This is a genomic window from Plantactinospora sp. CA-294935, assembly GCF_050936445.1.
Lineage (GTDB): Bacteria > Actinomycetota > Actinomycetes > Mycobacteriales > Micromonosporaceae > Plantactinospora.
This window is the reverse complement of sequence record NZ_JBNJMU010000001.1, coordinates 9,737,964-9,764,090: the sequence shown is the minus strand read 5'-3', so window position 1 is coordinate 9,764,090 and position 26,127 is coordinate 9,737,964. Positions and strand designations below refer to the sequence as shown.

At 70.5% G+C, this 26,127-nt stretch carries 19 protein-coding genes, 1 tRNA gene and 1 pseudogene; 14 read left to right on the top strand and 7 right to left on the bottom strand.

The window, feature by feature from the left end; all coding sequences use genetic code 11:
- Positions 1 to 63: 63 nt before the first annotated feature.
- The 3 genes and pseudogenes from ACQEVC_RS42260 to ACQEVC_RS42250 form a co-directional block, all read right to left on the bottom strand.
- Complete coding sequence (locus ACQEVC_RS42260; RefSeq protein ID WP_432892019.1) at positions 64 to 486, bottom strand: DUF1097 domain-containing protein; 423 nt, start codon at positions 484 to 486, stop codon at positions 64 to 66.
- A 13-nt stretch (positions 487 to 499) separates the two neighbouring features.
- Positions 500 to 637: pseudogene (locus tag ACQEVC_RS42255) on the bottom strand (SDR family NAD(P)-dependent oxidoreductase); the annotation flags it as partial.
- 43 nt (positions 638 to 680) lie between these two features.
- A complete protein-coding gene (locus ACQEVC_RS42250; RefSeq protein ID WP_432889692.1) occupies positions 681 to 920 on the bottom strand; it encodes a hypothetical protein in 240 nt (79 codons plus the stop codon).
- Positions 921 to 1,059: 139 nt separating this feature from the next.
- Between ACQEVC_RS42250 and ACQEVC_RS42245 the strand changes: the two genes are divergently transcribed.
- From ACQEVC_RS42245 to ACQEVC_RS42215, 7 genes are all read left to right on the top strand, one after another.
- Positions 1,060 to 1,263: a hypothetical protein gene (locus ACQEVC_RS42245; RefSeq protein ID WP_432889690.1), complete on the top strand. Its 204-nt coding sequence runs from the start codon at positions 1,060 to 1,062 to the stop codon at positions 1,261 to 1,263.
- 175 nt (positions 1,264 to 1,438) lie between these two features.
- Positions 1,439 to 4,438, top strand: a complete 3,000-nt coding sequence (locus tag ACQEVC_RS42240) for a BTAD domain-containing putative transcriptional regulator (protein ID WP_432889688.1) — start codon at positions 1,439 to 1,441, stop codon at positions 4,436 to 4,438.
- A gap of 285 nt (positions 4,439 to 4,723) precedes the next feature.
- A complete protein-coding gene (locus ACQEVC_RS42235) occupies positions 4,724 to 5,344 on the top strand; it encodes a hypothetical protein (protein WP_432889686.1) in 621 nt (206 codons plus the stop codon).
- 241 nt (positions 5,345 to 5,585) lie between these two features.
- Positions 5,586 to 6,185, top strand: a complete 600-nt coding sequence (locus tag ACQEVC_RS42230; protein WP_432889684.1) for a hypothetical protein — start codon at positions 5,586 to 5,588, stop codon at positions 6,183 to 6,185.
- 325 nt (positions 6,186 to 6,510) lie between these two features.
- Entirely contained in the window at positions 6,511 to 7,998 is a 1,488-nt protein-coding gene (locus ACQEVC_RS42225; RefSeq protein ID WP_432889682.1) for a hypothetical protein, read from the top strand.
- A gap of 322 nt (positions 7,999 to 8,320) precedes the next feature.
- Complete coding sequence (locus tag ACQEVC_RS42220; protein ID WP_432889680.1) at positions 8,321 to 8,950, top strand: hypothetical protein; 630 nt, start codon at positions 8,321 to 8,323, stop codon at positions 8,948 to 8,950.
- Positions 8,951 to 9,225: 275 nt separating this feature from the next.
- Entirely contained in the window at positions 9,226 to 10,038 is an 813-nt protein-coding gene (locus ACQEVC_RS42215; RefSeq protein WP_318399600.1) for a hypothetical protein, read from the top strand.
- A gap of 574 nt (positions 10,039 to 10,612) precedes the next feature.
- On the opposite strand, the gene ACQEVC_RS42210 is transcribed toward ACQEVC_RS42215, so the two are convergent.
- Positions 10,613 to 11,374: a class I SAM-dependent methyltransferase gene (locus tag ACQEVC_RS42210; protein WP_432889678.1), complete on the bottom strand. Its 762-nt coding sequence runs from the start codon at positions 11,372 to 11,374 to the stop codon at positions 10,613 to 10,615.
- A 247-nt stretch (positions 11,375 to 11,621) separates the two neighbouring features.
- Here ACQEVC_RS42210 and ACQEVC_RS42205 point away from each other — a divergent pair.
- Positions 11,622 to 11,749 (top strand) — tRNA-OTHER (locus tag ACQEVC_RS42205).
- 102 nt (positions 11,750 to 11,851) lie between these two features.
- Positions 11,852 to 14,011 (top strand): hypothetical protein, encoded by a 2,160-nt coding sequence (locus ACQEVC_RS42200; RefSeq protein ID WP_432889676.1) that lies wholly within the window; start codon positions 11,852 to 11,854, stop codon positions 14,009 to 14,011.
- Between the two features lie 81 nt (positions 14,012 to 14,092).
- Here the strand turns inward: ACQEVC_RS42200 and ACQEVC_RS42195 are convergent, their stop codons facing one another.
- A complete protein-coding gene (locus ACQEVC_RS42195; protein ID WP_432889674.1) occupies positions 14,093 to 14,410 on the bottom strand; it encodes a hypothetical protein in 318 nt (105 codons plus the stop codon).
- 83 nt (positions 14,411 to 14,493) lie between these two features.
- The gene (locus ACQEVC_RS42190) at positions 14,494 to 15,516 is read right to left on the bottom strand and encodes a zinc-dependent alcohol dehydrogenase family protein (protein ID WP_432889672.1); all 1,023 of its coding nucleotides are present in this window, start codon (positions 15,514 to 15,516) and stop codon (positions 14,494 to 14,496) included.
- A gap of 285 nt (positions 15,517 to 15,801) precedes the next feature.
- Here ACQEVC_RS42190 and ACQEVC_RS42185 point away from each other — a divergent pair, with 285 nt between their 5' ends.
- Positions 15,802 to 16,677, top strand: a complete 876-nt coding sequence (locus ACQEVC_RS42185; protein WP_432889670.1) for a helix-turn-helix transcriptional regulator — start codon at positions 15,802 to 15,804, stop codon at positions 16,675 to 16,677.
- 209 nt (positions 16,678 to 16,886) lie between these two features.
- On the opposite strand, the gene ACQEVC_RS42180 is transcribed toward ACQEVC_RS42185, so the two are convergent.
- Positions 16,887 to 17,732: an SAM-dependent methyltransferase gene (locus tag ACQEVC_RS42180; RefSeq protein WP_432889668.1), complete on the bottom strand. Its 846-nt coding sequence runs from the start codon at positions 17,730 to 17,732 to the stop codon at positions 16,887 to 16,889.
- A 757-nt stretch (positions 17,733 to 18,489) separates the two neighbouring features.
- On the opposite strand from ACQEVC_RS42180, the gene ACQEVC_RS42175 reads away from it, so the two are divergent.
- The 4 genes from ACQEVC_RS42175 to ACQEVC_RS42160 all read left to right on the top strand — a co-directional run bounded on the left by ACQEVC_RS42175 (position 18,490) and on the right by ACQEVC_RS42160 (position 26,069).
- A complete protein-coding gene (locus ACQEVC_RS42175) occupies positions 18,490 to 21,429 on the top strand; it encodes a hypothetical protein (protein ID WP_432889666.1) in 2,940 nt (979 codons plus the stop codon).
- A gap of 175 nt (positions 21,430 to 21,604) precedes the next feature.
- The gene (locus ACQEVC_RS42170) at positions 21,605 to 22,132 is read left to right on the top strand and encodes a macro domain-containing protein (protein ID WP_432889664.1); all 528 of its coding nucleotides are present in this window, start codon (positions 21,605 to 21,607) and stop codon (positions 22,130 to 22,132) included.
- A gap of 1,001 nt (positions 22,133 to 23,133) precedes the next feature.
- The gene (locus tag ACQEVC_RS42165; RefSeq protein WP_432889662.1) at positions 23,134 to 25,416 is read left to right on the top strand and encodes an ATP-binding protein; all 2,283 of its coding nucleotides are present in this window, start codon (positions 23,134 to 23,136) and stop codon (positions 25,414 to 25,416) included.
- 170 nt (positions 25,417 to 25,586) lie between these two features.
- Positions 25,587 to 26,069: a hypothetical protein gene (locus tag ACQEVC_RS42160; protein WP_432889660.1), complete on the top strand. Its 483-nt coding sequence runs from the start codon at positions 25,587 to 25,589 to the stop codon at positions 26,067 to 26,069.
- Positions 26,070 to 26,127: the final 58 nt, after the last annotated feature.

Here is a 26,127-nt window from a genome sequence, read left to right as displayed (position 1 = left end):
CCGCGGCACCGAGCCGGGTTGCCACCGGCCTGTCGAACTGCGGTGCCGGCTCTTCCACGCCACTCAGGCGGCGAACCGCTGCTGCAGGCGCTGGCAGGCGTAGCCGGCGCCCGCGCCGACGGTGCTGGCCGCGATCAACGTGAACAGCCCGGTCAGCATGTTCTCGGGATGCAGAGCGAAGAACGCGACGAGGCCGACGAACCAGGCGAGCATGTTGTCGAGCACGGGTGTGGTACGCATGCCGACGGCGACGCAGGCGAGCACGAACACCGCGACGGGCAGCGCCGCCACCCCGATCGACGGGGACAGGAAGGCGACGATGAGGTGCCCGGCCACGGCCAGCAGAATTCCCGCCCACAGACTGATGACGGCGTGCACGCTGTGCAGGGCCGAGACCGGGCGGGTGAACCGGGCCACCCAGCCGACGAACATCGCCCAGGCGGGTAGCCCGACTGCCTCGCTGAGGAACGCCGCGGCCTCAGCGATGACGGCTGCGATAGATCGCCGCGACCGTGGATTTCGCCTCAGTCTCGTTACCGGCGTAGCCGACGACCACGTCCTGACCGTCGACGGCGAGCCTCAGCGCGACGGCCCGGCCGATCCCGCGGGATCCTCCGGTCACGACGGCGACCCGGCTCTGGTTGGAGGGCACAGTGTTCTCCTTCTCTGGTTTCGGTAGATCAGGAACGGGCCGGGGCGAGCAGCTCGGGGCGACCCAACCGCCGAACGAAGTCGGCGCGGGTCTGGTACGCGACGTCGTTGACGTGTTCCACGCCGGCGTGGGCGTCGTCGATCACGGTCCGAAACGGCTTGTCGCCGAAGGGCAGGTCCAGGACGCGGACGATTTCCGCAGCGACGCCGGCGCGGGCGGCCAGGTTGCCGATCCCGGTGGCGGCTCCGGTGATGAGGACGACAGACATCGGATAGTGCTCCCTCATATCGTGGTAGCATTGATACCATACTATTGCGTAAAGGTGATGTCGTCAAGGTGCTATCAAAACCGTGTTACTTGCGCTATCGCGCGAGTCGCTGCCAGGGACGGCCGGACCGGACTCATCGATGGCGGACGACGTGCCGCCGGTGAGCGCGGCGAAGGCCGTCTCCGGCACGTCGGGCGTGGACGCGCCCACCAAGGAGATCGCTGATCTGGCCGGCGTCGGAGTCGGGACGCGGTACCGGCACGTCCGGCAGCGCTCGGACCTGGTCAAGGCCGTGTTTCCGCGCGAGGTCGATGTCTGCGCCGACGCGGACCCCCGACACTGACCGCCGCGCACGAGCCAGGAACACACCGCGAAGTGGCTCCACCGGTACACCGAGTTTCTGGCGACCGAACGAGGACTCGCTACGGCCCTTCACTCCGCGGCCGGCACAGCGCCGGCCGGGCCGGTGACGAACCGCCGGCCATTACAGTTAGTGCCGAGGGCGGGAGGGCGCGGCTGTGGACTTCGGGGTACTGGGCCCGCTGGCGGTGTGGCGGGCGGGCGTACCGCTGGATCTGGGCACGCCGAAAGCGCAGGTACTCCTGGCGGTGTTGCTGTGTCGGTCGGGCCGGCCGGTCTCCGCCGCCGCGCTCGCGGAAGCGATCTGGGGCGAGGAGCAGCCGAAGAGCGCCGCCAAGAACGTGCAGACGTATGTTCACCGGCTCCGGCAGTGCCTAGGGGATCCGGGGCGTATCACCCGGGAGGGCTCCGGCTATCTGTTGCGTGCGGGCCGGCACGAACTGGACGCGGCGCGTTTCGAGGATCTGACGGTCATGGCCCGTACGGCGCTGGCGGCCGGGGACCTTGAGCAGTCGCGCCGCCTCTTCGACGAGGCCTTGCGGTTCTGGCGGGGGCCCGCGTTCGCCGGGATCGCCGACATCTCCGCGCTGGTCGCGGAGGCTGCACGCCTGGACGAACTACGGCTCTGCGTACTTGAAGAGCGGATCGAGGTCGACCTTCGGCTCGCCCGGCACGGCGAACTGCTGGGCGAGCTGACCGCGCTGACGAAGGAACACCCGTTCCGCGAGCGGATGTGGGCCCAGCTCATGCTCGCGCTGTATCGCTGTGGCCGGCGAGCGGACGCGCTGGGGGTCTATCTCCAGGCCCGTGACGTCCTGGTCGAGGAGACCGGGTTGGACCCTGGGCAGCAGTTGCGGAACCTGTACCAGGCCATCCTCGGCGAGGACCCCGCACTCGATCCGCCGGCCGTGGCCGGGGCCGGCGCGCGGGAAGGTCAGAGAGTCAACGGCGCCGAAGCTGCCAGACCCCGGATGCTGCCTCCGGCGCTCGGCGACTTCACCGGGCAGCGGGTCGAGCTGGCGGAGATCGATGCGGTGCTCCGCGAGGATCGCGCCTGCGACGAGCCGGCCGCGGTGGTGACGATTTCGGGCCCGGGTGGGACCGGCAAGACCGCGCTCGCGGTGAAGGCCGCGCATCGCCTCAGGTCCGTCTATGCCGACGGGCAGCTCTTCGCGATGCTGGCCGGCACGCGTGCCGAGCCGGTCGACCCGGCCATCGTGCTCGGCCGCTTCCTGCGCGCGCTGGGTGTCCCCGCTACCGCGGTGCCGGATGATCCGGAGGAGCGTGCGGAGCACTACCGGAGTCTGCTCTCGGAACGCCGGATCCTGGTGGTACTCGACGACGCGCTCGACGAGGCGCAGTTGGCGCCCTTGATACCGGCGAGCGGGACGTGTGGGGTGATCGTCACCGGCCGGGTACGGTTCGGCGGTCTCGGTGGTGCGCGCCGGGTCGAGCTCGGCGAGATGTCCGAGGCCGACAGCCTGGCCCTGCTGCGTAACAGCACGGACGACCGACTGGCCTCGGCGGGCCAACCGGAGCTTTCCGCCCTGGTACGGCTCTGCGCACGGCTGCCGCTCGCCCTGCGGATCGTCGGCTCGCTCCTGGCGTCGCGACCGCATTGGCGCCTCCCGGACCTCGTGTCGCGGTTGGCCGACGAACAGCATCGGCTGGACGCGCTCCGCTACCGCGATCTCGAAGTACGGGCCAGCTTCGGGCTGAGCTACGAAGGGCTCCGGCCCGAGGCGCGACGGCTGTTCCGGCTCCTCGGGCTCCTGGAGGCACCCGACTTCCCACTCTGGGCGGCGGCGGCCGCACTCGACACCGAACTGCGTACCGCCCAGGAACTTCTCGACGAACTGGTCGACGTCCACCTGCTCGACGTCACCAGAACACCGAATGACCAGGCGCGCTACGGCTTCCACGACCTGATCCGCGCGTACGCCAGGGAGCGCGCGGAGGAAGAGGAGTCGACGGCGACCCGGCACGCGGCCATCGAGCGCGCCCTCAGCGCCCTCGTTGCCCTCACGGACATCGCCGACCGCGACCACATGGGCCAGAACATGTTCCAGCGGGACGCTCCGCGCTGGCGGCCGGAGCGGGTGGCGGCAAGCCTGCCGCCTTCCGTCCCGCCGATGTCGTCGCTGGACTCGGAGCGGATCGCGCTGGTAGCCGGCGTGCGGCAGGCTGCGGCGCTCGGCAGGGACGAACTCTGCTGGGAACTGGCCGTGGGCGCGCACGCGCTGTTCGAGACGGAGCGGTACTTCGACGACTGGCAGGAGTGCTACGAAACGGCGATGGCGCTGGCCAAGGCTGTGGGAAACCTGCGGGGCCAGGCCCGGCTACTGATTTCGATGGCCGGACTGCGTTACACCCGGCGCCGGTACGGCCCGGCGGAGGAGTCCAATACCGAGGCCATGCGCCTGTTCGAGCGGATCGGCGACCAGCGGGGCTACCTGGCGGCGCTGAGCAACGCCCCGTTCTTCCTCGTGCAGAATGGACGTCTGACGGAGGCGATCGCGGCCGGCGGCGAGGCGCACGTTCGGCTCAACGCCAGCGGGCAGGCAGCGGCGGCACTGCACGCGTACTCGCAGGTCGGCCTCGCTCACCTTCAGGCGGGGAGGCCCGGCGTCGCGGTGGAGGTCTTCGCAGAGATCCTTGCCGGAGCGAGGGAACAGAGAATCCGGAACTTGATCGCGCGGGACACGTACTGGCTCGGTCAGGCGCAGCTCGCACTCGGCCGCCACGCCGAGGCGGAGGAGGCCTTCACCGAGCTGTCCGCCTGTGCCGGCGACATCGGGCCCTCCGGCGGGTTCTATGTGGCCCATGCCTGGGGCTGCCTCCACCTGGCCGGAGGCAAGCATGTCGATGCGCGCCAGCGGCTCCTCGAAGGCGTGGAGATCGCCCGAGCGCTCCATGACCCCATGTTCGAGACCCGCGTTCTCGTCGACCTGCTCGAACCCGCCCTGCACGACGAGGACCTTCCCGCCGCGATCAGTCAGGGAGAACACGCCGTCGAGGTGGCCCGCAGTATCAACTATCCGTACCTGCTGGCCAGTGTGCTGGACAAACTCGCCCGGCTGCACGCCGCCGCAGGCGATGACGCCGCCGCCGATCGTCTGGCCCGCGAGGCGGTCACCGTGGGCGCCAGGATCCGCTGATCCATGCCGCCGAAAGTCCCCCATTAGCCTCGTATTCTCGGCGTGTGCCAGTTATATACCGGCATGCGTCATTCTGGGACCAGAGCGGCTTGTAGCACCCGTTTTGTTGCTGCCGCGTCGGGTTGGACCTCCACGTCGGCTCTCTCGGCGACGCGCGTGGGGCCAAGCCGCCACTGAGGTGTCTGGCTGTGTTGCCGGTCATTTCTTGAGTCAATCGAACGTTCAAGGCTGTCGTAGCGGACAGCTCTGGTTACCGGTGAGGTAGAAGTGCACAAGGGACGTACCGTGATCGCGGCTGTTCTGGCCACCATCGGGCTCGGGCTCTCGGCCTGTGGTAGCGACGGGGAGGGGCCAGCGGTGCAGGACTCGCCGGCGGCGGCCCCAGTCCCGTCCGGGTCGAGCAGCCCGAGCGCGGCCGCCGGCGGCGGTGACGACAGTGCCGTTCCCGTCGAGGGTGACGTCACCGCGCCGGGCACAAAACTCAAGGTCGGCGGCAGGGCAGTCCTGCCGTTCGAGTACACGAGCAAGAAGAAGGGCACCATCGCCGTGACCGTCACGGCGATCGAGAAGGGCGCCACGGCCGACATGGCCGCCTTCGGCGCGAAGGCAAAGGGTATGACGCCCTACTTCATCAAGATGAAGGTGGAGAACGTCGGCGGCACCGACCTGTCGTACACGTCGCTGAAGCTGGACGGTGTGCTGGACGGTGGCGCCGGCACTGGCGTCGTGCTGATCGGTGAGATCCCGGGCAAGTGCGACCGGGAGAGCGCGCCCAAGGACTTCACCACCAAGGGTGCGTCGTACGAGACCTGCTCGCTCAGCGCCACGAACGGCACGCCTGTCACGGCCGCGAAGTTCGACGAAGGCGACGAGTACCGCGACGGCCCGGTCATCTGGACCAACTGAAGCGACCAGGGCACGTCGCCGGGCTTGGGGCGGCACCTGCGTCGGCGCTGCTCGACTGGTCGGACAGCGACCGGCGCGGTGTCGCCGTGAACCCGCCGCATCGGAGACGCAGGTTCCTGTCGCGGAGACCGCACCACCGGACGACATACACGATGGCGCCGAACTCCGCCACGACCTCGCGGATCCGGTCCTCGGCCAGTGGGTCGCCCGGCGACCCTGGGATAGCGGGATACTTGCGGACGTGCTGGTTGTCGATGTCGTCCTGGAAACCTACGACGTGCTGGAGTTCACCGCTTGGCCGATCGCCGAGCCCTCCAGCGACCGCCGCCTGGTGCTCTCCGGCCAGATGTCGCCGGCCGAAGTCGGAACGGCGATAGCAGTCATCTTCAGCTACAACCGGATCTCGGTCGACTCTGTCCGCGACCTGACAGCGGATCTCTTGGACGAGCACCTGGCCGAAGCCGAAGCCCTGATCGCTCCGGGCGGACTATGTTTCCGCGACACCACCACCCACGTCCAGGTCGCACCCGGTTGCTGTTTCGGCCTGGAGAACTGGCGCGACTGGTGGGACGTGGCCCGTGGACAAGACCTCTGGCTCGGTCACGACCCGACGCCCCAGCTCGAACACCATGATCAGGCCATCTGCCTCCGGCAGAGCGACCAGGACGATTCCCAGTTCATCGAGATCCCTCTCAATGAACTGCCGAGCCTGCTCATCTCGGCCCAACAGCAGCTCAGCAGCTTCCTCACGCTCGTACAGCAGTGGACCACCAACACCGCGCCCAGCCTGACCAACAGGCTCGTCGCGGCCCTCGACGAACACCTGAGGATCAACAAGTAACCCGCATGCGGGCAGCTGTCAGCGGGCAACTGACCGTGGCTGACGCGCGGCCCAAGACACCGGCGGCACCGCGTCCACTCGGTGCCGCGGTACCCGTTCATCGGCAGGCCGACCTACGGTTCCGGCCGACGAGGCAGGGCCGTGCTCGAGGGGCGGACGGCGGCCAGCGCAACGATGACGCCGACCACGGCGGCACCGGCCAGCACCCAGTGGCTCGCCACGAACAGCGGATCACGTGCCAGCAACCGCTCGCGCAGCTCCGGTACCGGCCGGCCGGTCGCCAGGAGTAACCTTCCGGCGCGCCGGTTCCTGATAGCATCCGTCGATGCTCTGGACAGCCCGGCGCCGCGGCACTCCACCGACCGCGAGTCAGCGCCGGGCCCGGTTCGAGGAAATCGACGCCGAACTGGCCGGACGGCCGAGCCCGGAGCACAACGAGGCCGGTGCCGTCGGCTGGGGCAGCTCCTGGCGGATGCAGAGCTACCTGGTGATGGCCGAGACCACCGGCGATCCCGAGTACGTCCACCGGCTCGCCCGGACCGTCGACCTCGTGCTGGGCGTCCGGGACTCGGTTCGGGGTGTCCCGGACTTCCGTGGGCGTGTCCTGCCGGTCTGGGGGTCGTCGGGCAGGTTCACCGTGGCCACCGCCACCGTGCCGGATCTGCGGGGCGCTCCCGCGCTGGAGGTGCGGGTCTGCCCGCCGCACGCGTTCCGGGCCACCGTCACCGTCACGCCCGACGTCGAGAGCACCTTCACCCTCACCGTACGCCGGGCCGAGCCGGGCCGCCCGGAGACCGTACTGACCGGGCTCGACCTGGATCCCGCCGGTGCGCGACGGGCCGACCGGATCGCCTACCAGCAGTACACCTGGCAGGACGGCACGACGGTGCGGCTGCTGCCCGGACCGGAGCCGGCCGGTGCCGCCGACCCCGCCCGCCGGCTCCGCCCCGGCAGCTATCGGGTCCAGCCGGCCCGGGTGGGGCTGGCGGCGCAGACCGGGATGATCACCTTTCCGATAGCCGGGCTCGCCCGGCTCGCCCGCGAACGGCCGGACCTCGTTCCGGCCGGGGTCGCCGCCCGGGTCGACGATTACCTGGCCGGCGTGCACGAGGCGCTCGACGTGCACGACGAGCAGTGGCGGCTCTCCGCCGAGGGCGAGGGCTACTACACCTGGCTGCCGGACGAGCCCGTGTCGTTCGCCGGTGCCGAACTGCCCACCAATGAGTTCCTCGCGGTCGGCCGGGCGCTGATCCAGCTCGCGGCCGTGACCGGGGACCGGGGGTACGTCGACCGGGCCGCCGCCGTGGCCCGGACTCTGCGCCGGCAACTGCGGGCCGAGGGCGGCGCGTTCAGTTGGCCGTACTGGCCGTCGTTCGGGCACGTCCACCGGGGCTGGCAGCCGACTGGTGATCCGGAGACCGACGTGTCGCGCTACCGGCCCGGGTACCGGGCGGTGCCCCGGCCGGAGGACGTCACCCACGCGCTCATCGACATCGACTTCGCCCGCCTCTACCACGCGACCCCGGCGCTGCCCCGGGTCTTCACCGACGACGACATGCGGCTGCTGGCCGGCACCTTCGTCCGGAACGTCTACCGGCGGCGCTGGGGCCGCCCGGAGTTGCGCCGCGATGTCAGCGGCATTGGCCCGACCGGCGACGTCCGGCACCAGTCGCATGCCGGGGGCTGGATCTTCCTCCGGCAGTGGGCCGACCCGGTGGCTGACGCGGTGGCCGAGGTGGAACGCCTTCGTACCCCGGTCGCCCCGCAGGACGTCAACGCCTACTGCGCCGCCCTGCTGGCCCGCTGGGGTTGAATCCGCCGGCCGATGGACACCGGCTCCGCGCTCGTCCGCGAGTGACTGTTCCGAAGAGCCGTCCCCACCTTTTCCGCGTCTTTGAGCATCTCCTTGTGGACGATGTCGGACAGCCGGTGCTTGAGCCAGCCGATTTGCGAGTGATTCGCTGTCGGCGGCGGTGTGAGGCGATTGAAAGGGATCTGTAAGTAGCACTGTGGTCTAGTTGTCCTGCGGAGCCCGCCAAGGATCGAACCCCGGGGACCACTGCCTTACCACTCGTCAGCGCGGAGCGAACATGCATCTTCGTAAGAGTCGCGGATGGGCAAGTTTGGGCGTTGTCATGGCCGCCATCCTGGCCGTGGTGGCAACTCCTTCGCTTGCCTCCGCCAACCAGACCGGAAGTCAGACCAGCGGCCAGGTCCAAACGAAGACCTGGACGTTCAAGAAAACATTCAAGGTCGACGACGTCGCAAGCAAGATCGGCGTCCGGCGAGGCGCGGCAACCCAACAGGTCGCGGCCGATCCGCCCGGAGGCGGCTGTGCCGGCGACACTGTTTACCACATAACCGCCTACTACGTGGAAAACATCCTCACGGATTCGGTCACGGACCACAACTCCGAGGTCTATTGCACACCTCTCCAACCAGGGGAGGCGATGGCGCATCTGTCCGTCCTCGGTGAGCTTTACATCACCGGCCGGGTGCACGACCGAGCCGAGTTGGCGGAGTGCGACAACTGCAACTATCCAGGTCCGTCCGGCAAACGAGCCTACTGCGTCCAACCCGGCCAGGTCTGCTCGGGGACCTACTACAGCAGGGAAACGGTGACCATGCTGCTTCCCACACCGTGGTACTGGACTGGGCCGCCGTGGAGCGACTGCATCATGTCCGGACCTTCCCAGGAGTATCCCACCGAGGCGATGTGCTTCGTAAACGCGACCACTAGCTACATTCCACCGACGTACTCCTGATTCACAGACGAGGGCGTGCCGCCGGTCCTCCGGCGACACGCCCTCGGGTGGGTTCGGACGAGCAATCAGCGGACGGCGGCGCGACGGCCGACGGTACGTCGACCCCGTCCCACGTGATGCTGCGGTAGGTCGGGTCGTTGTCAGATGTGACAGTCGCGGCGGTGCCGGGACGGGTGGGACTTGTCACCGATGACGAAGACAGCTACGTCCATGCCTGGCAACCTTTGCGCGGCGGGCGACCTCCGTCCGCCGGGCATTGGAAAGGAGGTGTCGCCATGCGTGCGAAGCTGGTGCGGGCAGTCGTGGCGGGCGCCGTTGCGGTCGCCGTCGGCGTCGCCGGGGCGGCCCGGCCGGCGGCCGCGGAGACCCCGCGGACGACCGGCGGCGACGTGAGCATCATGGCCTTCGACTGGGTCGGCGCGATCATCGCGGTGGCCGGGGCGGCGCTGAACAGCGGGGGCGGTTCCGGCGACCTGGACGCGGCGGTCCGGCAGATCATCGCCGCGGTCGAGGCGTCCGAACAGGAGATCCTCAACCACATCGACGGGCTCGCCAGCGCCGAGGTCAAGGCGTGCGCCCGTACCCACACCATCGAGTTCAGCGACATCGACAACATGAGCCCCACGGTGCGGCAGCTGTGGGCGCAGAACGCCACCAGTTGCGCCGCCTTGGCCACTGCGTACCTGGAGGCGGTGCAGAGCCGGCCGGCCGCCGACGCGATCGGTCTCGCGATCGCCGAGATCTACGCGATCGCGATCGGCGCCCGGGCCCGGGCCAATCTGGTCAACGGCATCGATCTGCTGGTGCGCGACCAGATCCGCAGCTACGAGACGCTGGTCGTCAAGCTGGTCCCGTCGTGTTCGCATCGCTGGGAGTTCGACGACAACCCGCGCCACATCTACCCCGTCTACATCACCTGCGAGGCCTACCCCGGCAAGGTCGGCACCGACATGCGGCTGATCGGCTACCTGCCCGGCCGGCCCGAGCCGCGCGTCCCCTACGAGCGGGCGATCGCCAACACCGACGCCCTGACCAGCCGCGGCGTGGCCATCGCGGCCCTGCCACGGTTGCGCACCCTGCCGGTCTGACCGCCGTTGTGGACAGATGCGCTCTTCGGAGCGCATCTGTTGCGGTCGGGACCCGCCCCGCACCGGCCCTCGCGGAGATACCGCACGAACTGCGGACCACCGGATCGACACCTGAAGATCATCGCCTACCCGGGCGAAGGCCAACAGCCGTCCTAATGCCGCGCCGTTCGAAGGCGACGGGCGCCGATTTTCTCCGGTCGCTGTCGGCCTGGTCGGCCGCGGCGCGTTCGTCCGGTCCATCCCTGAGGGTGGGTGATCGCGGCGATGGAATGGGCCGCGAGCCGCGCCCCCGTGGTGAACATGAGCCTCGGCGGCTGGGACGCCAGCGGCTGACGGAGCTGGTGGTGTTGGCGGCGGCGTGCCGGACAGCGGAGCGGCTCCAGGCGCCAGCGCTACCACCGGCCGTCGCCGGGGCGCACGGATCCGGCTGGTCACGACCTGGCGTTGGGTGGGCCGAGGTAGGGGAGGTGCGCCAGCATGTCGCCGTGCGGCTGGAGCCCGGTCGGGGGATGTCCGGAGTGCGTCGGCCCGGACCGACCGGAGCAGGCCGACGTGCGATCGCGGCGTCGGGTGGTCAGGCCGGCGTCGCCGGACCCTTGACGCACTCGATGACGACGCAGAGCGGTTCGGCGAGGTAGTCGTGCCACTGCTCCGGATCTGCTCCCTGGGCCGCCTCGGGTGAGAGTTCCGGCATGACCCAGCGGATCACCGTGAAGCCGGCCGCCCGCAGCGCGTCGTCGAGGGTCGCCCGGGTCCAGTAGTAGGCGGTCACCTCGGGGCTGCGGAAACCGGGGACGGTGATGCGGAACGGGACGGTGTCCCCGTCCGTCAGCGGCGCGTCCGGGTCGAGGAAGATCTCCGAGCCGTACGGCAGGTAGTAGTCGGGCCGGCGGGAGAAGGCCGGGTTGAGCTGGTACGTGACGAGGCGGCCGCCCGGACGCAGGCTGGCTGCGATGTTGCGGCACATGGCCCGCAGGTGCTCCTCGGTCCTGCCGTAGTGCAGCAGGTAGGAGCCGATGGCACCGTCGAAGCTGCCGAGCACCGGCATGTCGCCGACATCGTGCTGGACGTACTCGATGCCCAGCGGGTCGGCCTCCTCGGCGGCCCGGGCGACGCGGAGCATCTCCGCGGAGATGTCGACGCCGACCACCCGGGTGGCGCCCCGTCGGCGCAGGGCCCGGGCATAGGGGCCGCTGCCGCAGGCAACGTCGAGCCATGCCTGGCCCCGTACCTCACCGACCCGCTTGAGCAGGGAGTACGCCTCGATGTGGGTACGGAACGGGAAGAGCGTGAACGCCTGGTCGTACTGGTCGGCGAACGTGTCGTACTCGGCCACGCGTCCTCCTCGGTCCGTCTCGACCCCGTGCCGGGCCCCGTGCGGGCGACCGTCCGAGGAGGACGATCGATTCTGCCAGGAGAAAATCTAGGCGAGTCGATGCCGGAGCGGTAGGGCTAGGACAACCGCCCGCCGAGAGCGGGCCGGACGACCGGACCGGGCCCGCGGGCGGGACGGGTCGCCGGGGACCGGTGGAAGGCGAAACCCGATAGTCTTGCCGACTCGGTCCGTGCGATGATCGGCATCTGGGTCGCTAGCTCAACTGGCAGAGCATTCGACTGAGTAGCGCGTCCGCTTTCCGCCTGTGCGGTTATGGGCGGGCTTCCTTCTCCTAGTTGGCTCGAAGGGTTCGGGGTTCGAGTCCCCGGCGACCCACTTGTGCCGCGGCTGCAAGCCGGCAACTGCCGGAGTCGACTCCCGGGTCGGCGTCCGGTCTGCTGTTTTGTCGGGGTCGCAACCAGCGGAATGGAGGACCGCGTGCTTGAGAAGCTGATTATCCAGAAGACACTGCGCGTGCCGGCGAGCACCGGCGCGGTTGGCGACGGCACGGCGGTGGCCCGGCAACTGGATGCGGCGCTGCTCGACGTCGGGTTCTCGGCGTCGCGGGCTTTGCTGGAACACGTCGGTGCCCTGGCCCCCGGGCCGGCGCTGGATCTCGCCGCCACGGTCGTGTCTGCGGTGCGCGAACTGGTCGGCGACCATGTCCAGCACAACGCCTATTTCATCGGCTTCCCGGACGGTGTGCCGGACACCGTCGAGTTCTGGATGGAGCGGCTGCGGGCGGCCGTGCTCACCGGCGGCGGCACGGCGACCGACGCGCAGCTGCGGGACGCGGTCGTCTCGGGTGGGGTGAACCTGCTCGACCTGCCGGGCTACGGCGCCTACCAGCACAGCTACGCCGAGCTGTTGGCCGCGCACGACGCGCTGATCACCGGGGCCGGTGACCGGGTGACCTTGCTGCGTCTCGGCGACACCGCCGAGGTGGAGGCAGCGCGGCTCTATCTGGCCCTGGCCGGTAGCTCGACGCCACACGGCGAGGCGGACCTCGCGATCCTCGGCGAGCTCGCGGTCGCCTGCGTGGACGGCACGCAGCCGGCCGAGATCCCGGTGCGGGAGAACCGTGCCGTACTCAACGGGATCCGGCTCGTCCTGGGGCGGCCGCTGGTTGCCGTGGACACTACGACCGATGTGCTGCGCCTTGCCTGCCAGGTCTCCGGCGGGGACGCCTCGCTCGTGACACCCACCCGGTTTCGTGCCTTCCGGCGCCGGGAGCGGCGGATCCTGCTGGCCGCGCTGAACGAGGTCGTCGGTGCGAGCCCGGAGAAGCTCGGCGACGTCGTGCGCTACGCGGAGCGGTGGAAGCGGCTCGGGGAGCGGCTGCACCCGCACGAGTACGCCGAGTTGCCGCACGCCCGGGAGGTGTTCGCGGTCGCCCGTGGCGAGCGGCGGGTACCCAACCTCGCCGGCCGGGCGGAGGCGGCGATCCGCGCCGGAGCCATCGGCCCGGCCGCGTCGGTGCTGTCGGCTGCGCCGGGCCTGCTGCTGCGATCCGCGGACCGGTTGCTGCGGCAGGCGTCGGCGTCGGAGCGAACCGTCGTGGTCGAAGCAGTCACGGGTGCGCTCGGCTCGGCGTCGGGCCGGCTGCTCTGTTCGCTGCGGGAGCATGTCGGCAACCGGCTGACGCCCGCGTCCGCCCGGATGTACGTGGGCCGCTCGCGGCGCGCGTGGGTCGGGCCGGACGAGCGACCACCGCTGCCAGCCGAGGTGGTGGCCGAGTTGTCGGCACTGCTCGACGCGGAGATCGGCGCCCGGCTGCCGGAATCGGACCGACCGCTGGTGGTGGACCCGGAGGTGCTCGACGTCGCACTGCCGCTGTCCAGCAAGGCGGCCGAAGGCGGGTTCGCGGTGCTGCCGAGGGGCTCGCGGGCCTCGGTATCCGGTGAGCTACTTCGCTTCTTCACGTACTGGCGCCAGACCAATCGTCGCACCGACTACGACCTGTCGGTGCTGCTGCTCGATGACGAGTTCCACACCGTGGGCCAGGTGTCCTGGACGAACTACCGCCACGCCGGCGTGGTGCATTCCGGCGACATCACCGACGCGACGAACGGTGCGACCGAGTTCATCGACGTGCCCCTGACAGTCGACGGGCACTATGTGGTTCCGCAGGTCTACATCTATGCGGGCGAGTCGTTCGATGACGTCGCCGAGTCGATGTTCGGGTACCAGACCCGCACCACGGACCAGCGCGGCCTCCCGTTCGACGCCCGCACCGTGCGGGCGCGTTCGCACCTGCGCGGCCAGGGCCGAGTCGCGCTGCCGATGGTGTTCGCCAGGCGCGAGCGTGGCTGGCAGGCCGTGTGGCTGCACCTGTACCTGCGGGGTGCGCCGTCGTTCAACCGTGTGGAGGAGAACACGTTCACCACCGCCGACCGGGTACGGGCACTGATGGAGCGGCGATACCTCACCGTGTCCTACCTTGTCGACCGCTGGCGTGACCGGACCGAGGTGATGACGTGGAACGGCCGGTTGCCGGACGAGCCGGTCACGTTCATCGGCATCGAGGCGCCCGAGGACCTGCCGGACGGATCGGAGGCATATACACTGGACCGGCTCGCTGAGCTGATCCCTCTGTGAGCGGCGACAGCCGAGGCTATGCGGGCGCTTCCTGCTATTCCGTTCGATTCGGTACCTCCGCGCAAGCGGAGGATCGGGTATTCAGCGCCCGCGCTCTCCTCGGACTGTGGCCGGCGGGCCACGGGAGTGCTTCAGGCCACCCTCCGGACTGACCGAGAGAAATCCTTCAGAGACACAGCACTCCCGATCCCCGCCGGTGCCGGCGAGTAGCAGATACTCGACCATCGACACGCCGACTTCGGATGAAGCCGGCGTGTCGATGGGGTCTCCCTCGTCGCCGCCGACGCTGTACCCGACGATGACGACCGCCTCGCCGCGCTGTTCGAGGAGGACCGCGTCATCGTCGTACCCGATATCGACCGGCCGGGACGTCGTCATCGGTTCCGGGTCGGCGCGCACCCGGCGTCGTACCTCCGCCACCGTCAACCGTGCTGGTGCGGGCGGACCACCGTCCGACACGTCTGCTCGGTGAGTCGGGTCGGTCAGGGGCGCAGCAGCGTCTTGATCGCGCGGCGTTCGTTCATCGCCCGATAGCCGTCGGCGGCCTGTTCCAGCGGCAGGGTGAGGTCGAAGACCTTGCCGGGGTCGATGCTCCGGTTGTAGATCAGTTCGATCAGCTCGGGCAGGAAGCGGCGCACCGGGGCGGGTCCGCCGTGCAGGTGCACGCCGGAGAAGAACAGCTCGTCGCCGGGCAGTTCGACACCGTGCGCGATGCCGACGTATCCGACGTGCCCGCCGGCACGGGCGGATCGGATCGCCTGCATCATGGATTCCTGGGTGCCGACGGCCTCGATGACCGAGTGCGCGCCGAGCCCGTTGGTGAGTTCCTTGATCCGGGCCACGCCCTCGTCGCCGCGTTCGGTGACGATGTCGGTCGCGCCGAACTCCAGCGCCAGCTTCTGCCGGGACTCGTGCCGGCTCATCGCGATGATCCGCTGCGCGCCCGACTGCCTGGCGGCCAGCACGCCGAGCAGGCCGACGGCGCCGTCGCCGACGACGGCGACGGTCTTTCCGGGGCCGACCTGGGCGGCGGCGGCGCCGAACCAGCCGGTGCCCAGCACATCGGAGGCGGCGAGCAGGCTGGGGATCAGGTCCTCGGCAGGCATGTCCGGAGTGGCGATCAGGGTGCCGTCGGCCAGCGCGATCCGCGCGTACTCGGCCTGCGCACCGGTGGGGCTGGCGAGCTGCCGGTGTACGCAGTGAGTGTGGTAGCCGGCCCGGCAGATTTCGCAGGTGTTGTCCGAGGCGAAGAACGAGCCGATCACGAACTGCCCGGGCCGCACGGTGCGGACCGCGCTGCCGACCTCCTCGACGATGCCGACGTACTCGTGGCCCATCGGCCGTGGCTCGGTTATCTGCTGGATGCCCCGGTACGGCCACAGGTCAGAGCCGCACACGCAGGTTGCAGCCAACCGGATGACGGCGTCGGTGGGCTGCTCGATGGTCGGGTCCGGACGGTCCTCGACGCGTACGTCGCCGGGGGCGTAGAGCACTGCTCCTCGCATGAGAGCTGATTCCTTCCGACAGTGGGGTGAACGCGCCGGGATCCGGAGCGTCCGGGTGGTGGAGGGGTTCGGTCGCCGCGAAGACCTGCTTGGTGACGGTCATCGCGCTCGTCACCTTCGGTCAGCCGGCGTAGCAGGCCAGGTGGGTCTGGCCAGCGGTGACGACCGCGGGTCACGCTTGACGCATTCCAGGAAACCTGCTGACAGCATCCGGCGGGAGGGCTTGCCGAGACAGGTAATGACAGAACCCCTCTCGACGGGGCAAGGGGTCGTAGCGTGGTTGTCATGGACACCCGGGACGAGGTTCGCGAGTTCCTGGCCTCCCGGCGTGCCAGGATCACCCCAGAGCAGGCCGGCCTGCCCTCCTTCGGGGGCACCCGCCGCGTTGCCGGGCTACGCCGCGCCGAGGTCGCGTTGCTGGCTGGCGTGAGCCCCGACTACTACACCCGCCTGGAACGCGGCAACCTGTCCGGCGTCTCCGACAGCGTCCTGGACGCCATCGCCCGCGCCCTGCAGCTCGACGACGCCGAACGCTCCCACCTGCGCGACCTCGCCCGCGCGGCCAACACCACCCTGCGTACCCGGCGACGCCCGGCCAAACAGCAGATCCGGCCCAGCGTGCAGAACCTGCTCGACGCCATGACCCAGGCCGCCGCGTTCGTCCGCAACCGTTGCCTGGACATCCTCGCCGCCAACCAGCTCGGCCAGGCCCTGTTCGCACCGGCCTTCGACACCCCGGACCGGCCGGTCAACCTGGCCAGGTTCTGCTTCCTCGACCCCCGGGCCGAAGAGCTCTACGCCGACTGGGAGGACGCCGCCAACATCACGGTCGCAGTGCTGCGCACCGAAGCCGGCCGCGACCCCTTCGACAAAGCCCTCACCGACCTGGTCGGCGAACTCGCCACCCGCAGCGACGAGTTCCGCACCCGCTGGGCCGCGCACAACGTCCGCCTGCACCACACCGGCGCCAAACAGTTCCACCACCCGGCCGTCGGCCGGCTCGACCTCACCTTCGAAGCCATGCCGCTACCCGCCGACCCCGGCCTCACCATGGTCGCCTACAGCGCCCCACCCGACACCCCGGCGCACGAAGCCCTCCGCCTGCTGGCCAGCTGGGCGGCGACCACCGCCGATACCCGCACTACCTCCGGCAAACCCTGACAACCACCCGGCCCGAACCCCACGCTCCGGTGCTGACCCGCCCACTACGGCATGACGCACGCGCATCGGATTCGGCGCCCATCCGCTCCTGGTCGACGATGATCGTCTCCGACCAGCAGCAGTGACGGGAGCGGGCCACACTGCTGCCGCGGCTGCTGCCGCCCGGCGGGGCGCGGTGGGCTCGGGCTGGCCGGGGTCGACCGGCGGCGTCAGGGTTTGCGGCCGACGACGCCGTAGGCGGTGACGTCGCGTGCGCTGGGCCGGGGTTGCGGTTCCGACTCGGCCCGCCACTCGGCGAGCGGCACGATCCCTGGCGACACCAGATCCAGGTCGGTGTAGAACCGGCGGATCTCGTCGGAGTTGCGGGCCCGGCCCTGCCCGTTCGCCGGGTTCTCTCGCCAGGCCGCCTCGATCTTGGCGGCCTGCTCCGGCGGCAGGAAGTCGTTGGTGAAGTGCGTCATCACCAGCGCGCTACCGGAGGGCAGCGGCGCGAGCAGCTCCTCGACCAGGCCGTACGGGTCGTCCTCGTCGACGATGAAGTGCATGATCGCCACCAGCAGCACCGCCACCGGCCGCTCCAGGTCGAGCGTGCCGAGCAGGCCCGGGTGGTGGAGGATCTCCCGCGGCCGCCGCAGGTCGGCGTCCAGATAGGCGGTACGCCCCTGCGCGGTGCTGGTCAACAGCGCCCGCGCGTGCGCCAGCACGATCGGGTCGTTGTCCACGTAGACGATCCGCGACTCGGGAGCGATCGACTGTGCCACCTCGTGGGTGTTGTCCACCGAGGGGATGCCGGTGCCGATGTCGAGGAACTGCCGCACCCCGGCCTCCCGGGCCAGGTAACTCACCGCCCGGCGGAGGAACCGGCGGTTCTCCTGCACGGCCATTCGGGCGCTCGGGTAGACCTTCAGCATCGCCTCGGCCGACTTGCGGTCGGCGGCGAAGTTGTCCTTGCCGCCGAGCAGGTAGTCGTAACGGCGGGCCGGGTGCGGCACCGTGGTGTCGATCCGGGTGGCGACACCCTCGACCGACGGTGACGGGGAACTCGGGTCGGGCACCGACACCTCCAGACCTACATCGAAGCCGCGCCCATCGTACGCGTCCGCACGGGTGGGGGAGCGGGCGCTGGGGCAGAACCTCGTCGCGGCCGGCGTCGATCACCCTCACGCGCCAGGGCCTGGCCGAAACCAGCCCACGCAGGTACTGCCCTGCCCGTCCACGCGGACAGTCGACAGTGTCGCTACCCTTGGTCTTGGGCCGGTTACTGTGATCGGTCCACCCCGAGCTCGCCGGTGATCGCTTGTCATCCTGGAGTCGCGTTATGACCCCGTCTATCCGGCGAGGACGCCGCGGTTGGTGGCTCGCGCTTGGCGCGGCCGGATTCGTCGCGGTGGGCGCCATCGCGCCCTGGTTGGTGTCTGCGGCGGTCTCGTACCTGGCCAAGACACCGGCGCAGCGGGCGGATCGGACCGCTGAACTCAGCATGGTGGCCGGCTCGGCGGCGCTGCTCGTCGCAATCATGAGCCTTCTCGTGGCGGTCGCCCAACTACGGCGAACCGGGCGCGCTTCGAGCGGAGCGGACCAGGACGACCATGGCCGGAGCGGTGCGGACGCACCGGAGGTCGCTGCCGCGCCTGGTACGGCGCCCGCCTCGCCGCTGAGGAAGCACCAGTCGATCGTGGCGTCGGGTTCGGGCTCGCAGGCGTATGGGGTCATGGACGGGGACCTTCACCTCCACCCGATCCGTCCTGATGACGATCCGGCCACGAGCCGCCCGCGACGGCGCCGCAGTCCCAAGCGCGGGAGCGACTCGCGGTGACGGACGGGTCCGACACCCCGCTGGCGGTGCAACAGTTCACGGTGCACGGCGGGTTCGCCTTCGGTGTCATCGGCGCGGACCTGCACGTCTTCGGCAGCGGAGTGCCCGTCTACCTTCTGTCGAACTGGCGGCTGCCGCCAGCGGCCGAACCGGGATGGCTTCGTGAGCTGCCCAGCCGGATGCTCAACGCCCGTTTTGCCGTGGTCGACTTCGTCGGCCGGGACGACGAGGTGGCCCGGCTACACCACTGGCGGCAGAGTCAACCGGGCCGGGCGGTGCGGTGGCTGTACGCGCCGGGTGGGTCCGGCAAGACCCGCTTGGCGGACCGGTTCGCCGCCCAGGCCCGAGCCGCGGGGTGGAAAGTTCTCGTGGCGACCCACGGACCCGGCACGGTCGTCCCACCGCCTGGCAGTCAGGATCTTCGGTTGGCGGGATCGGCCGGGCTGCTGCTGCTGGTCGATTACGCCGACCGCTGGGCACCCGATCACCTGGCCTGCCTGCTTTCCAACTCGCTGCTGCACGACAGCCCAGTACCGGTGCGCATCCTGATGGTCGCCCGCGGCCTCGACGGGTGGCGGGAGCTTCGGGGCGCATTGGGGAACGAACAGTTCTCCACCTCCAGCCAGTCGCTGGAGCCGGTGACGGTCGAAGCCCGGCGGGTGGAGCTGTTCACCGTGGCCCGGAACCGCTTCGCCGCACTGTACGAGCTGCCTGAACCGGAGCGGATCAAAGTGCCCGCGCTACTGTCCGAGCCAGGCATGGACTCGGTCCTCGACATTCACATGGCAGCGTTGGTGGCGGTCGACGCACACCAGAGCGGGCGCCGGCCCTCACCGGACCGGAGCGGGCTCACCGGCTATCTGCTCGACCGCGAGCACTGGAACTGGGTCAACCGGTACGGCCACCCTGGGCACGAACTCACCGGGGGCCGGCGGCGCGGCTACCTGACGCCAGCGTCCGAAATGCACCAGGTCGTCTTCGCGGCCGGACTCGCCGGGCCGGTCTCGACCGTGTTCGGGCGCCGGTTGGTCGACGCACTCTGCCCAGACCTGTCGGTCGACACCGCCGCCGCGCTCGCGGACCACGCCGCCTGCTACCCGCCGGCTGCCGGCACGGTGCTGGAGCCGTTGTACCCCGACCGGCTGACCGAGGACTTCCTCGCCCTCACGATCCCCGGTCACGACGCGGACTACCCCGCCCAGTCCTGGGCGACCCGCATGGTGAGCCGGCTGGCCGACCTGGGCGCGGAAGCCGACGAGGTTCGCGCCGCCACCCGCGCGGTCACCTTCCTGGTCGCGGCCGCCGAGCGGTGGACACACCTGCCCGGCGCGTGCCTCAACGCCGTACTCGAGCGCCGGCCGGGCCTCGCCGTGCGCGCCGGTCCGGCTACGGTTCGCGTGGTCGCCGAGCTCGGTGAGGTGACCATCGACGTCCTGGAGGCGGTCGACCAGGTTCTGCCAGCGCGGAGGCAGCTTGGATACGAGTCGGCGGCGGCCGCCATCACGGACCGGATCGTCACCCACCGACTGCCGGAGACGGATGATCCTGCCCGGCGCGCCGCCCTGGTGGCCAAGCGCGGCGAACGGAGCTGGCAGGCGGGCCGAGACGTTGCGGCGGCGGGAGACTTCGACGTCCTGACCGACCTCGTCGAGCCGTGGGCCGAGGTCGACCCACTCAGCCACTCGTGGAACCTCGCTGCCGCGCACAGTAACCTCGCCGCCAGCCGCCGCTCGGCAGGTCAGCTCGCCGAGGCGCTGGCTGCCGCCCGGTCCGCGGCGGAGGCCCGACGCCGGATGGCGGAGCGGCAGCCGTCCGTCTTCCTGCCCTCGTACGCCCTGTCCTGCTACCAGCTTGCCCTGCTGCTGATCGAGGACGGCCCCGCCGCGTCGGCGTGGCGGACGTTGGCCGAACTGGACCGTTTCTGTGCCGGTGTCGTCGAGGCCTTTGCCGGGCGCCGGTCGGCGAAGTTGGCCGAGCTGCTCGCACCCGCGGCCACTCGGGACGTGGGGGCGCACGGCGCCGGTGCGGCGGCTGACGGCTTCGCCGCGCTCTGCCGGAGCACCGCCCAGGACATCGTCGACTACGAGCAGACCATCGCAGCGCTGTTCCCGCGCCAGGGCGAGAGCGTCGAACAAGCGGGGCGCCGGGCGGCGCGCAGCGCTCCGGTTGACTTCCTGACCGAGATCGGCGCCGCGTTGTACGCCGAGCACAGGCTGTGGGCGGCGGTTGGCCAGGTAGAAACCGCGTGGGTGGCCTGCCGAGGGGCGGTGGAGTTCTTCCGACTGGTGGCCCGCGCCGCTCCCGGCGAGCATCTGATGTCGCTGTCGCAGACGCTGGACGGCACCATGCGGCTTGCGGCGGTGCTGGGCAGGGCCGAGGACGCCTGCACGTATGGCGCCGAGGCGGTCGACGGCTACCAGGCGGCCGCGGACCTGGACCCGACGACGTACGAGCCACAGCTGGCGACCCTGCTCATCGATGTCACCGAACGGTTCCTCGCCGCCGGCCGGCGCGAGGACGCGTTCAGCTATTCGGAACGGGCCGTGGCGGTTCTGCGGCGCTGTGCCGACCGGGAGTCGGACGCGCTGCCCGTGCTGGCGGGCGCGGAGGGCCAGCACGGGTTGCTCGCCTCCGTGCTCGGTCAGCATGACCTGGCGCTGACCCACACCGCCCGCAGCGTCGAGCTCTACCGGGAGCTGCTGCCACGCGGAGGTAGGGAGCACGACTCGGGACTCGGCCTGGCGCTGTGCCGGTACGGCGTCGTGCGTATCGCCGCCGATCGGGACCGGCTGGTGGCTGCCGAGGCCATCATGGAAGCCCTCGAATGGTACGGAGAGCTCGAACGCCGGGGAGAAACGCCGGACGAGGAGTTCACCACCCTCGTCACCAGCCTGATGCGGTCCGCGGCCGGCGCTCCGGACGGCGACGAGGAGTGACGATCGGCCGGGCGTGGCGTGCCGGTCCACAGGTGCACGGGCAGCAGGCGGTCGCGCCCAACCAGGTCACGTGGCCAGGTCGGATTGACGCCCTTCTCGCGTTCGACCGGCCCGTACCGGCGCCCATCGGCCCGCGCGGTCCCTCGGCCGCGACCCCGAGGCTTGGGGCGAGGGGGTGAACGGAAACGGGCTCGACGACAGATTGCGCCGGTGGGAGCATCACCGGGTGGTACCACTGCGGATCATCAGGGGCGATGCAACGAGTCCTCAGGCCAAGGGACCGAAGATCATTGCCCACATTTGCAACGATCTCGGTGGGTGGGGCAAGGGCTTCGTGCTGGCGGTCTCCCACCGGTGGCCGGAACCCGAGCGCGCCTACCGGCAGTGGCACCGTGAACGCTCCGACAACGACTTCGGCCTTGGCGCTACCCAGTTGATTCAGGTCCGGCCCGACACCTGGGTGGCCAACATGGTTGCCCAGCGCGGGATCCGTACCGGCAGCGGCGGGCCGCCGATCCGATACGGCGCCGTCGAGCGTTGCCTGACTGTGGTCGCCGAGCACGCTGCGCGGCTGTCCGCTACCGTGCATATGCCGCGCATCGGTTGCGGCTTGGCCGGTGGCCGGTGGGAGCGCATCGAGCCGCTCGTCATCGCCACCCTGTGTGACCACGACATCGCCACCACCGTCTACGACCACGATTGACCGGTCGACACGCCGCCTGGCTCCCGCCCAGCGCGGCGAGGGAGTGAGCCGGATCTGGAGTCCCACCTGCCGGGGTGGACGGCCTCTCGCTGCTGCGGCTCACCGACTTGCGGCACGGCACAATCCGCTGTTCGGTTGGCTGGACGAAGCGCCGGCCGGCAAGCAGAGAGCCGGCCGGCCAGGGAGCGGCGAAGGGCGCAGCCGGTCGGGCCTTTGCCCGGCAAGCGTCGCGGAGTAGGGGCATTGACAGCGGATCCTACGATCTCCGGCGTGTCACGTCCCCGACCTTCGCTAACGCGCATGCGGATTGTATTCACCCTCGGGCTGCTGGTGGGTCTCGGCGTTACCGCAGGATTCGTATCGTCGACCTTGCGCGATATGAGGGGATTCGACGTACTCGGTGAAATCGTGAAGGTCGAGCATCACGGCACCAAGACTCTCCTGACGGTCCGCTTCACGGCGAGTGACGGCAGCCGATGCGAGTCGCATTTTCGCCCGTCCACGACAGGTCAGCACTTGCCGTGGGTGACCAGATCCAGATCCACCATCCGAGCGGATATCCCTGTATCAACGTCCGCGAAGCAAGCGAGCCGGACTCATGGATGCCGGTCGTCGTCATGGCATTGCTCACCATCGGGTTCGCATCAGGTGCATACGTGGCGTGGTTTCCGCCGACCATCCCGCCCTCCCGATATTCCGGCCTGCCGTAACAAGCCTGAAGTGCCGGTTGATCGCCAGCCGTTCCGCGCCGAGGCTGCGGCGATCAGCTCGCGGAGCTGCTTTCCACCCGCCTCGGCGAACGCCGCAGCCGGCGGGGCGGCGCGGTGCCGCTCGCCCAGGTCGGGTAGTCGAGGTCGGTGTCCATGCGGCCGGCGGTCGCCTCGCGGATGACCGGCGGGGGGAAGTCCGTGTCCGCGATCTACGCGGGGATGGCCCGGTACCAGCCGCAGCCCACTCCACTCCTAGGATCAGCGCGTGAAGCCGGAGGAGGGCTGGCAAGAGTGCACGAGGAGTTGGCGGGGTGGCTACGGCAGCTGCGTGACCTGACCGGACGGAGCCTGCGCGAACTCGCCCGCGACGTCCACGTCAGCAGCTCCTCACTGTCGCGGTACTTTTCCGGCCAGGCCGTTCCACCCTGGCCGACGGTGGTGGCGCTCTGCAAGGCAGCCGGTCGCGACCCCAGGCCACTGCGTGAGGTGTGGGAGCGGGCCAAGGACGGGCCCCAGACGAGCACGGCCGCCACTCCGTCGGTGCGCAATGACCTGCCACACGACATCACCGCCTTCACGGGGCGCCGGGTGGAGTTGGACGCCCTCCTCGGCGCCGCGCGGACCACGTCGGTGGTGGCGATCGACGGCATGGGCGGGGTGGGCAAGTCCGCGTTGGCCGTACACGCCGCGCATCTGCTGACCGCCGACTTCCCCGGTGGCCAGCTCTACCTGGACCTGCACGGGTTCACTCCGGGCCGGGAGCGGGTCGAGCCCTCGGAGGCGCTGCGTGTGCTGCTGGCCGCGCTCGGGTTGCCACCCGGCAGGATTCCCGACGCGGTCACCGAGCGGGCCGCACTGTGGCGGTCGGAACTGGCGACGCGGCGCGCTATCGTGCTGCTGGACAACGCCGCCGATGCCGAGCACGTGCGCGATCTGCTGCCCGGCGCCGGTCAGAGCTTCGTCGTGATCACCAGCCGCCGGCGGATGGTGGAGCTGGACGGTGTCCAGCCGATCTCGCTGGACGTCCTGCCGACCCAGGAGGCGGCGGAGCTGTTCGTCGAATCCGCGGGTGGGGCTCGGCCCGGTGACGTCGGCGAGGTGCTGCGGCGATGCGGGAACCTGCCGCTGGCCATCCGGGTGGCCGCCGCGCGGCTGCGGCACCGGCCCGCGTGGACGCTGGACACCCTGGTGGACCGGCTGCGCGAGGGCGAGCTGGCCGTGTCGGACGTGTTCGAGATGTCGCTGCGGCAGCTCGACCCCGCCCAGCGGCGGATGTTCGGGCTGCTGGGGCTGGTGCCGGGCGAGGACATCGACGCGTACGGCGCGGCCGCCCTGGCCGGGATTCCGCTGGCCAACGCCCGTTCCCTGCTGGAGGACCTGGTCGACGTCCACCTGGTCCAGGAGCCGGCGGCGGGTCGCTTCCGGATGCACGACCTGCTGCGGCAGGCCGCCCGGGCCGACGACGCCGCGGCCGCCCCCGTACCGGCGATCGCCCGGCTCGGCGACTACTACCTGAGCGGCATGCTGGCCGTGAAAGAGCTGGTCGAGATCGTCATCCCGCTACCGGTCACCGTGTCCCAGCCACCGCCGGCGCTTCCCGATCTCTCCGGCTACGACACGGCCGTCACCTGGATGGACACCGAGTGGGCCAACCTCACCGCGACGTTCTCGCTCGCCGTGGAGCTGCGCATCGACGGGCCGGCGGTCGGGCTCGGACAGCTCGCTTTGATCGCTCACGCGCGACGCGGCGGCATGGCGCAGCTGCGCCGCGGGCTTGAGGTCAGCATGCCCGCCGCCGAAAGGCTCGGCGAGCGCCGCGTGCTCGCCTCGCACCGGTACCTGCTGGGCGCCGCGCTGATGCGCGTCGGCCGGATCGAGGAGGCGGTGCCGGAGCTCGAAGCGGCCCGCGTGCTGATGGCCGCCGAGGGCGACGTCGTCAGCGAGGCCATCACCCTCCTGCAACTGGCGGAGATCCGGGTGTACGCCGGCGACGCCGAAGGCGCCGTCGAACTCCTGCGCCAGGCGACCGTACTGGTGCCGCCCGGCGAGGCGGCCGTCCGGGTGCGGGTGTGCACCGGTCTCGGCCAGGCTCTGGTGCAGCTGGGGAAGTACGGCGAGGCCCGCGAGGCCGTCTCGGAGGTGATCGAGATCGCGCGCGGGCTGGACCGGCAAACGGAGCGCATGTGCCTGGAAGTGCTCGGCCGGGCGGCACTCGGCCTGGGCGACGCCCGGACCGCTCTCGATCTCGCGGAGCAGTCCGTCGCGCTCAACCGGGCGACGCGCCACCCGATCTTCGAGGCGGCCAGCCTCACGGACACCGCCATCGCCCTGCGCCACCTCGGCCGCGCCGAGGAGGCAGTGGCCAGGCACGCCGAGGCAGTGCGGATTCTCGAGCGGGCCGGCGAGCCGCACCGGGTGGTGCGCAGCCTCCTCCCGTATGCGGAGGCATGCCTGGCCACGGGCGATCGGGACGCCGCGGCACGGCACTTCCAGGCGGTGCTGGAGATCGCCACCGCGCACGGCCTCGACTACGTGGTGCCCGCGGCGCGTGCGGGACTGGCCCGGCTGTCCTGAGCCCTGTCCCAGGGGTGGCGCGGGTGTCCCGTCCCGTCCCGGGACACCTGCACAACAATCGTCCGCTGGAGTGAATGCGCAGGTCAGCCGGGTATCGGCGGGGTGTCCCGCGTCCCGCAGGGCGCGGCGTGCGTTGTCCCGGACAGGCCGCCGCGCCGACGCTCTTCGCCATGCACATGACGCCTTCGCTGCTCGCCGAACTGGACGCGCTGCCCGCCCGGTGGGAAGTGCAGGGGACGCTCGCCGTACCCGTCGCCGCGGTCGCCGCGGTCCTGCTCACCGTCGCGGAGGGGCGGGTTGGCGACGACAACCTGCTGGTGCTGGCCAGGGCTTCGGCGGCACGACAGGGGGCGATGACCGTCGTGGCCGGGGCCGGCGCCGACGTCTACCGCGCCGTACTCGCCGGGCTGGTGGAGCCGGTGGAGATCCAGGTGGACCGGGCCCGGTCCAGGGTGGCGGTGCAGAGCTGGTACGCCGGGGTGCACGCCGCCACCGCCTGCCCCGCAGGTACCCGGGTGACCCATCGGGTCCACCGCGTCCACCCCGACCACCCGGGGTTCGCGGCCGGGATCGCCGAGATCGGCCTGCGTGCCCGCATGTCACGCGATCTGCGGCAGGTGCTGGGTGTGATCGCCGATCGGCTCGGCTGCTGACAATCCGCTCTCCCATCCGGGTCGGGTCGTCCGGGCGGGCGAACCCCTCGGGCGAACC

Excerpts from the sequence above, each read along its gene's own strand:
- ACQEVC_RS42160 (WP_432889660.1), top strand. The coding sequence starts at position 25,587 with ATGCACATGACGCCTTCGCTGCTCGCCGAACTGGACGCGCTGCCCGCC.
- ACQEVC_RS42185 (WP_432889670.1), top strand. The coding sequence starts at position 15,802 with ATGGACACCCGGGACGAGGTTCGCGAGTTCCTGGCCTCCCGGCGTGCC.
- ACQEVC_RS42215 (WP_318399600.1), top strand. The coding sequence starts at position 9,226 with ATGCGTGCGAAGCTGGTGCGGGCAGTCGTGGCGGGCGCCGTTGCGGTC.
- ACQEVC_RS42225 (WP_432889682.1), top strand. The coding sequence starts at position 6,511 with ATGCTCTGGACAGCCCGGCGCCGCGGCACTCCACCGACCGCGAGTCAG.
- ACQEVC_RS42250 (WP_432889692.1), bottom strand. The coding sequence starts at position 920 with ATGTCTGTCGTCCTCATCACCGGAGCCGCCACCGGGATCGGCAACCTG.
- ACQEVC_RS42190 (WP_432889672.1), bottom strand. The coding sequence starts at position 15,516 with ATGCGAGGAGCAGTGCTCTACGCCCCCGGCGACGTACGCGTCGAGGAC.
- ACQEVC_RS42220 (WP_432889680.1), top strand. The coding sequence starts at position 8,321 with ATGGCCGCCATCCTGGCCGTGGTGGCAACTCCTTCGCTTGCCTCCGCC.
- ACQEVC_RS42245 (WP_432889690.1), top strand. The coding sequence starts at position 1,060 with ATGGCGGACGACGTGCCGCCGGTGAGCGCGGCGAAGGCCGTCTCCGGC.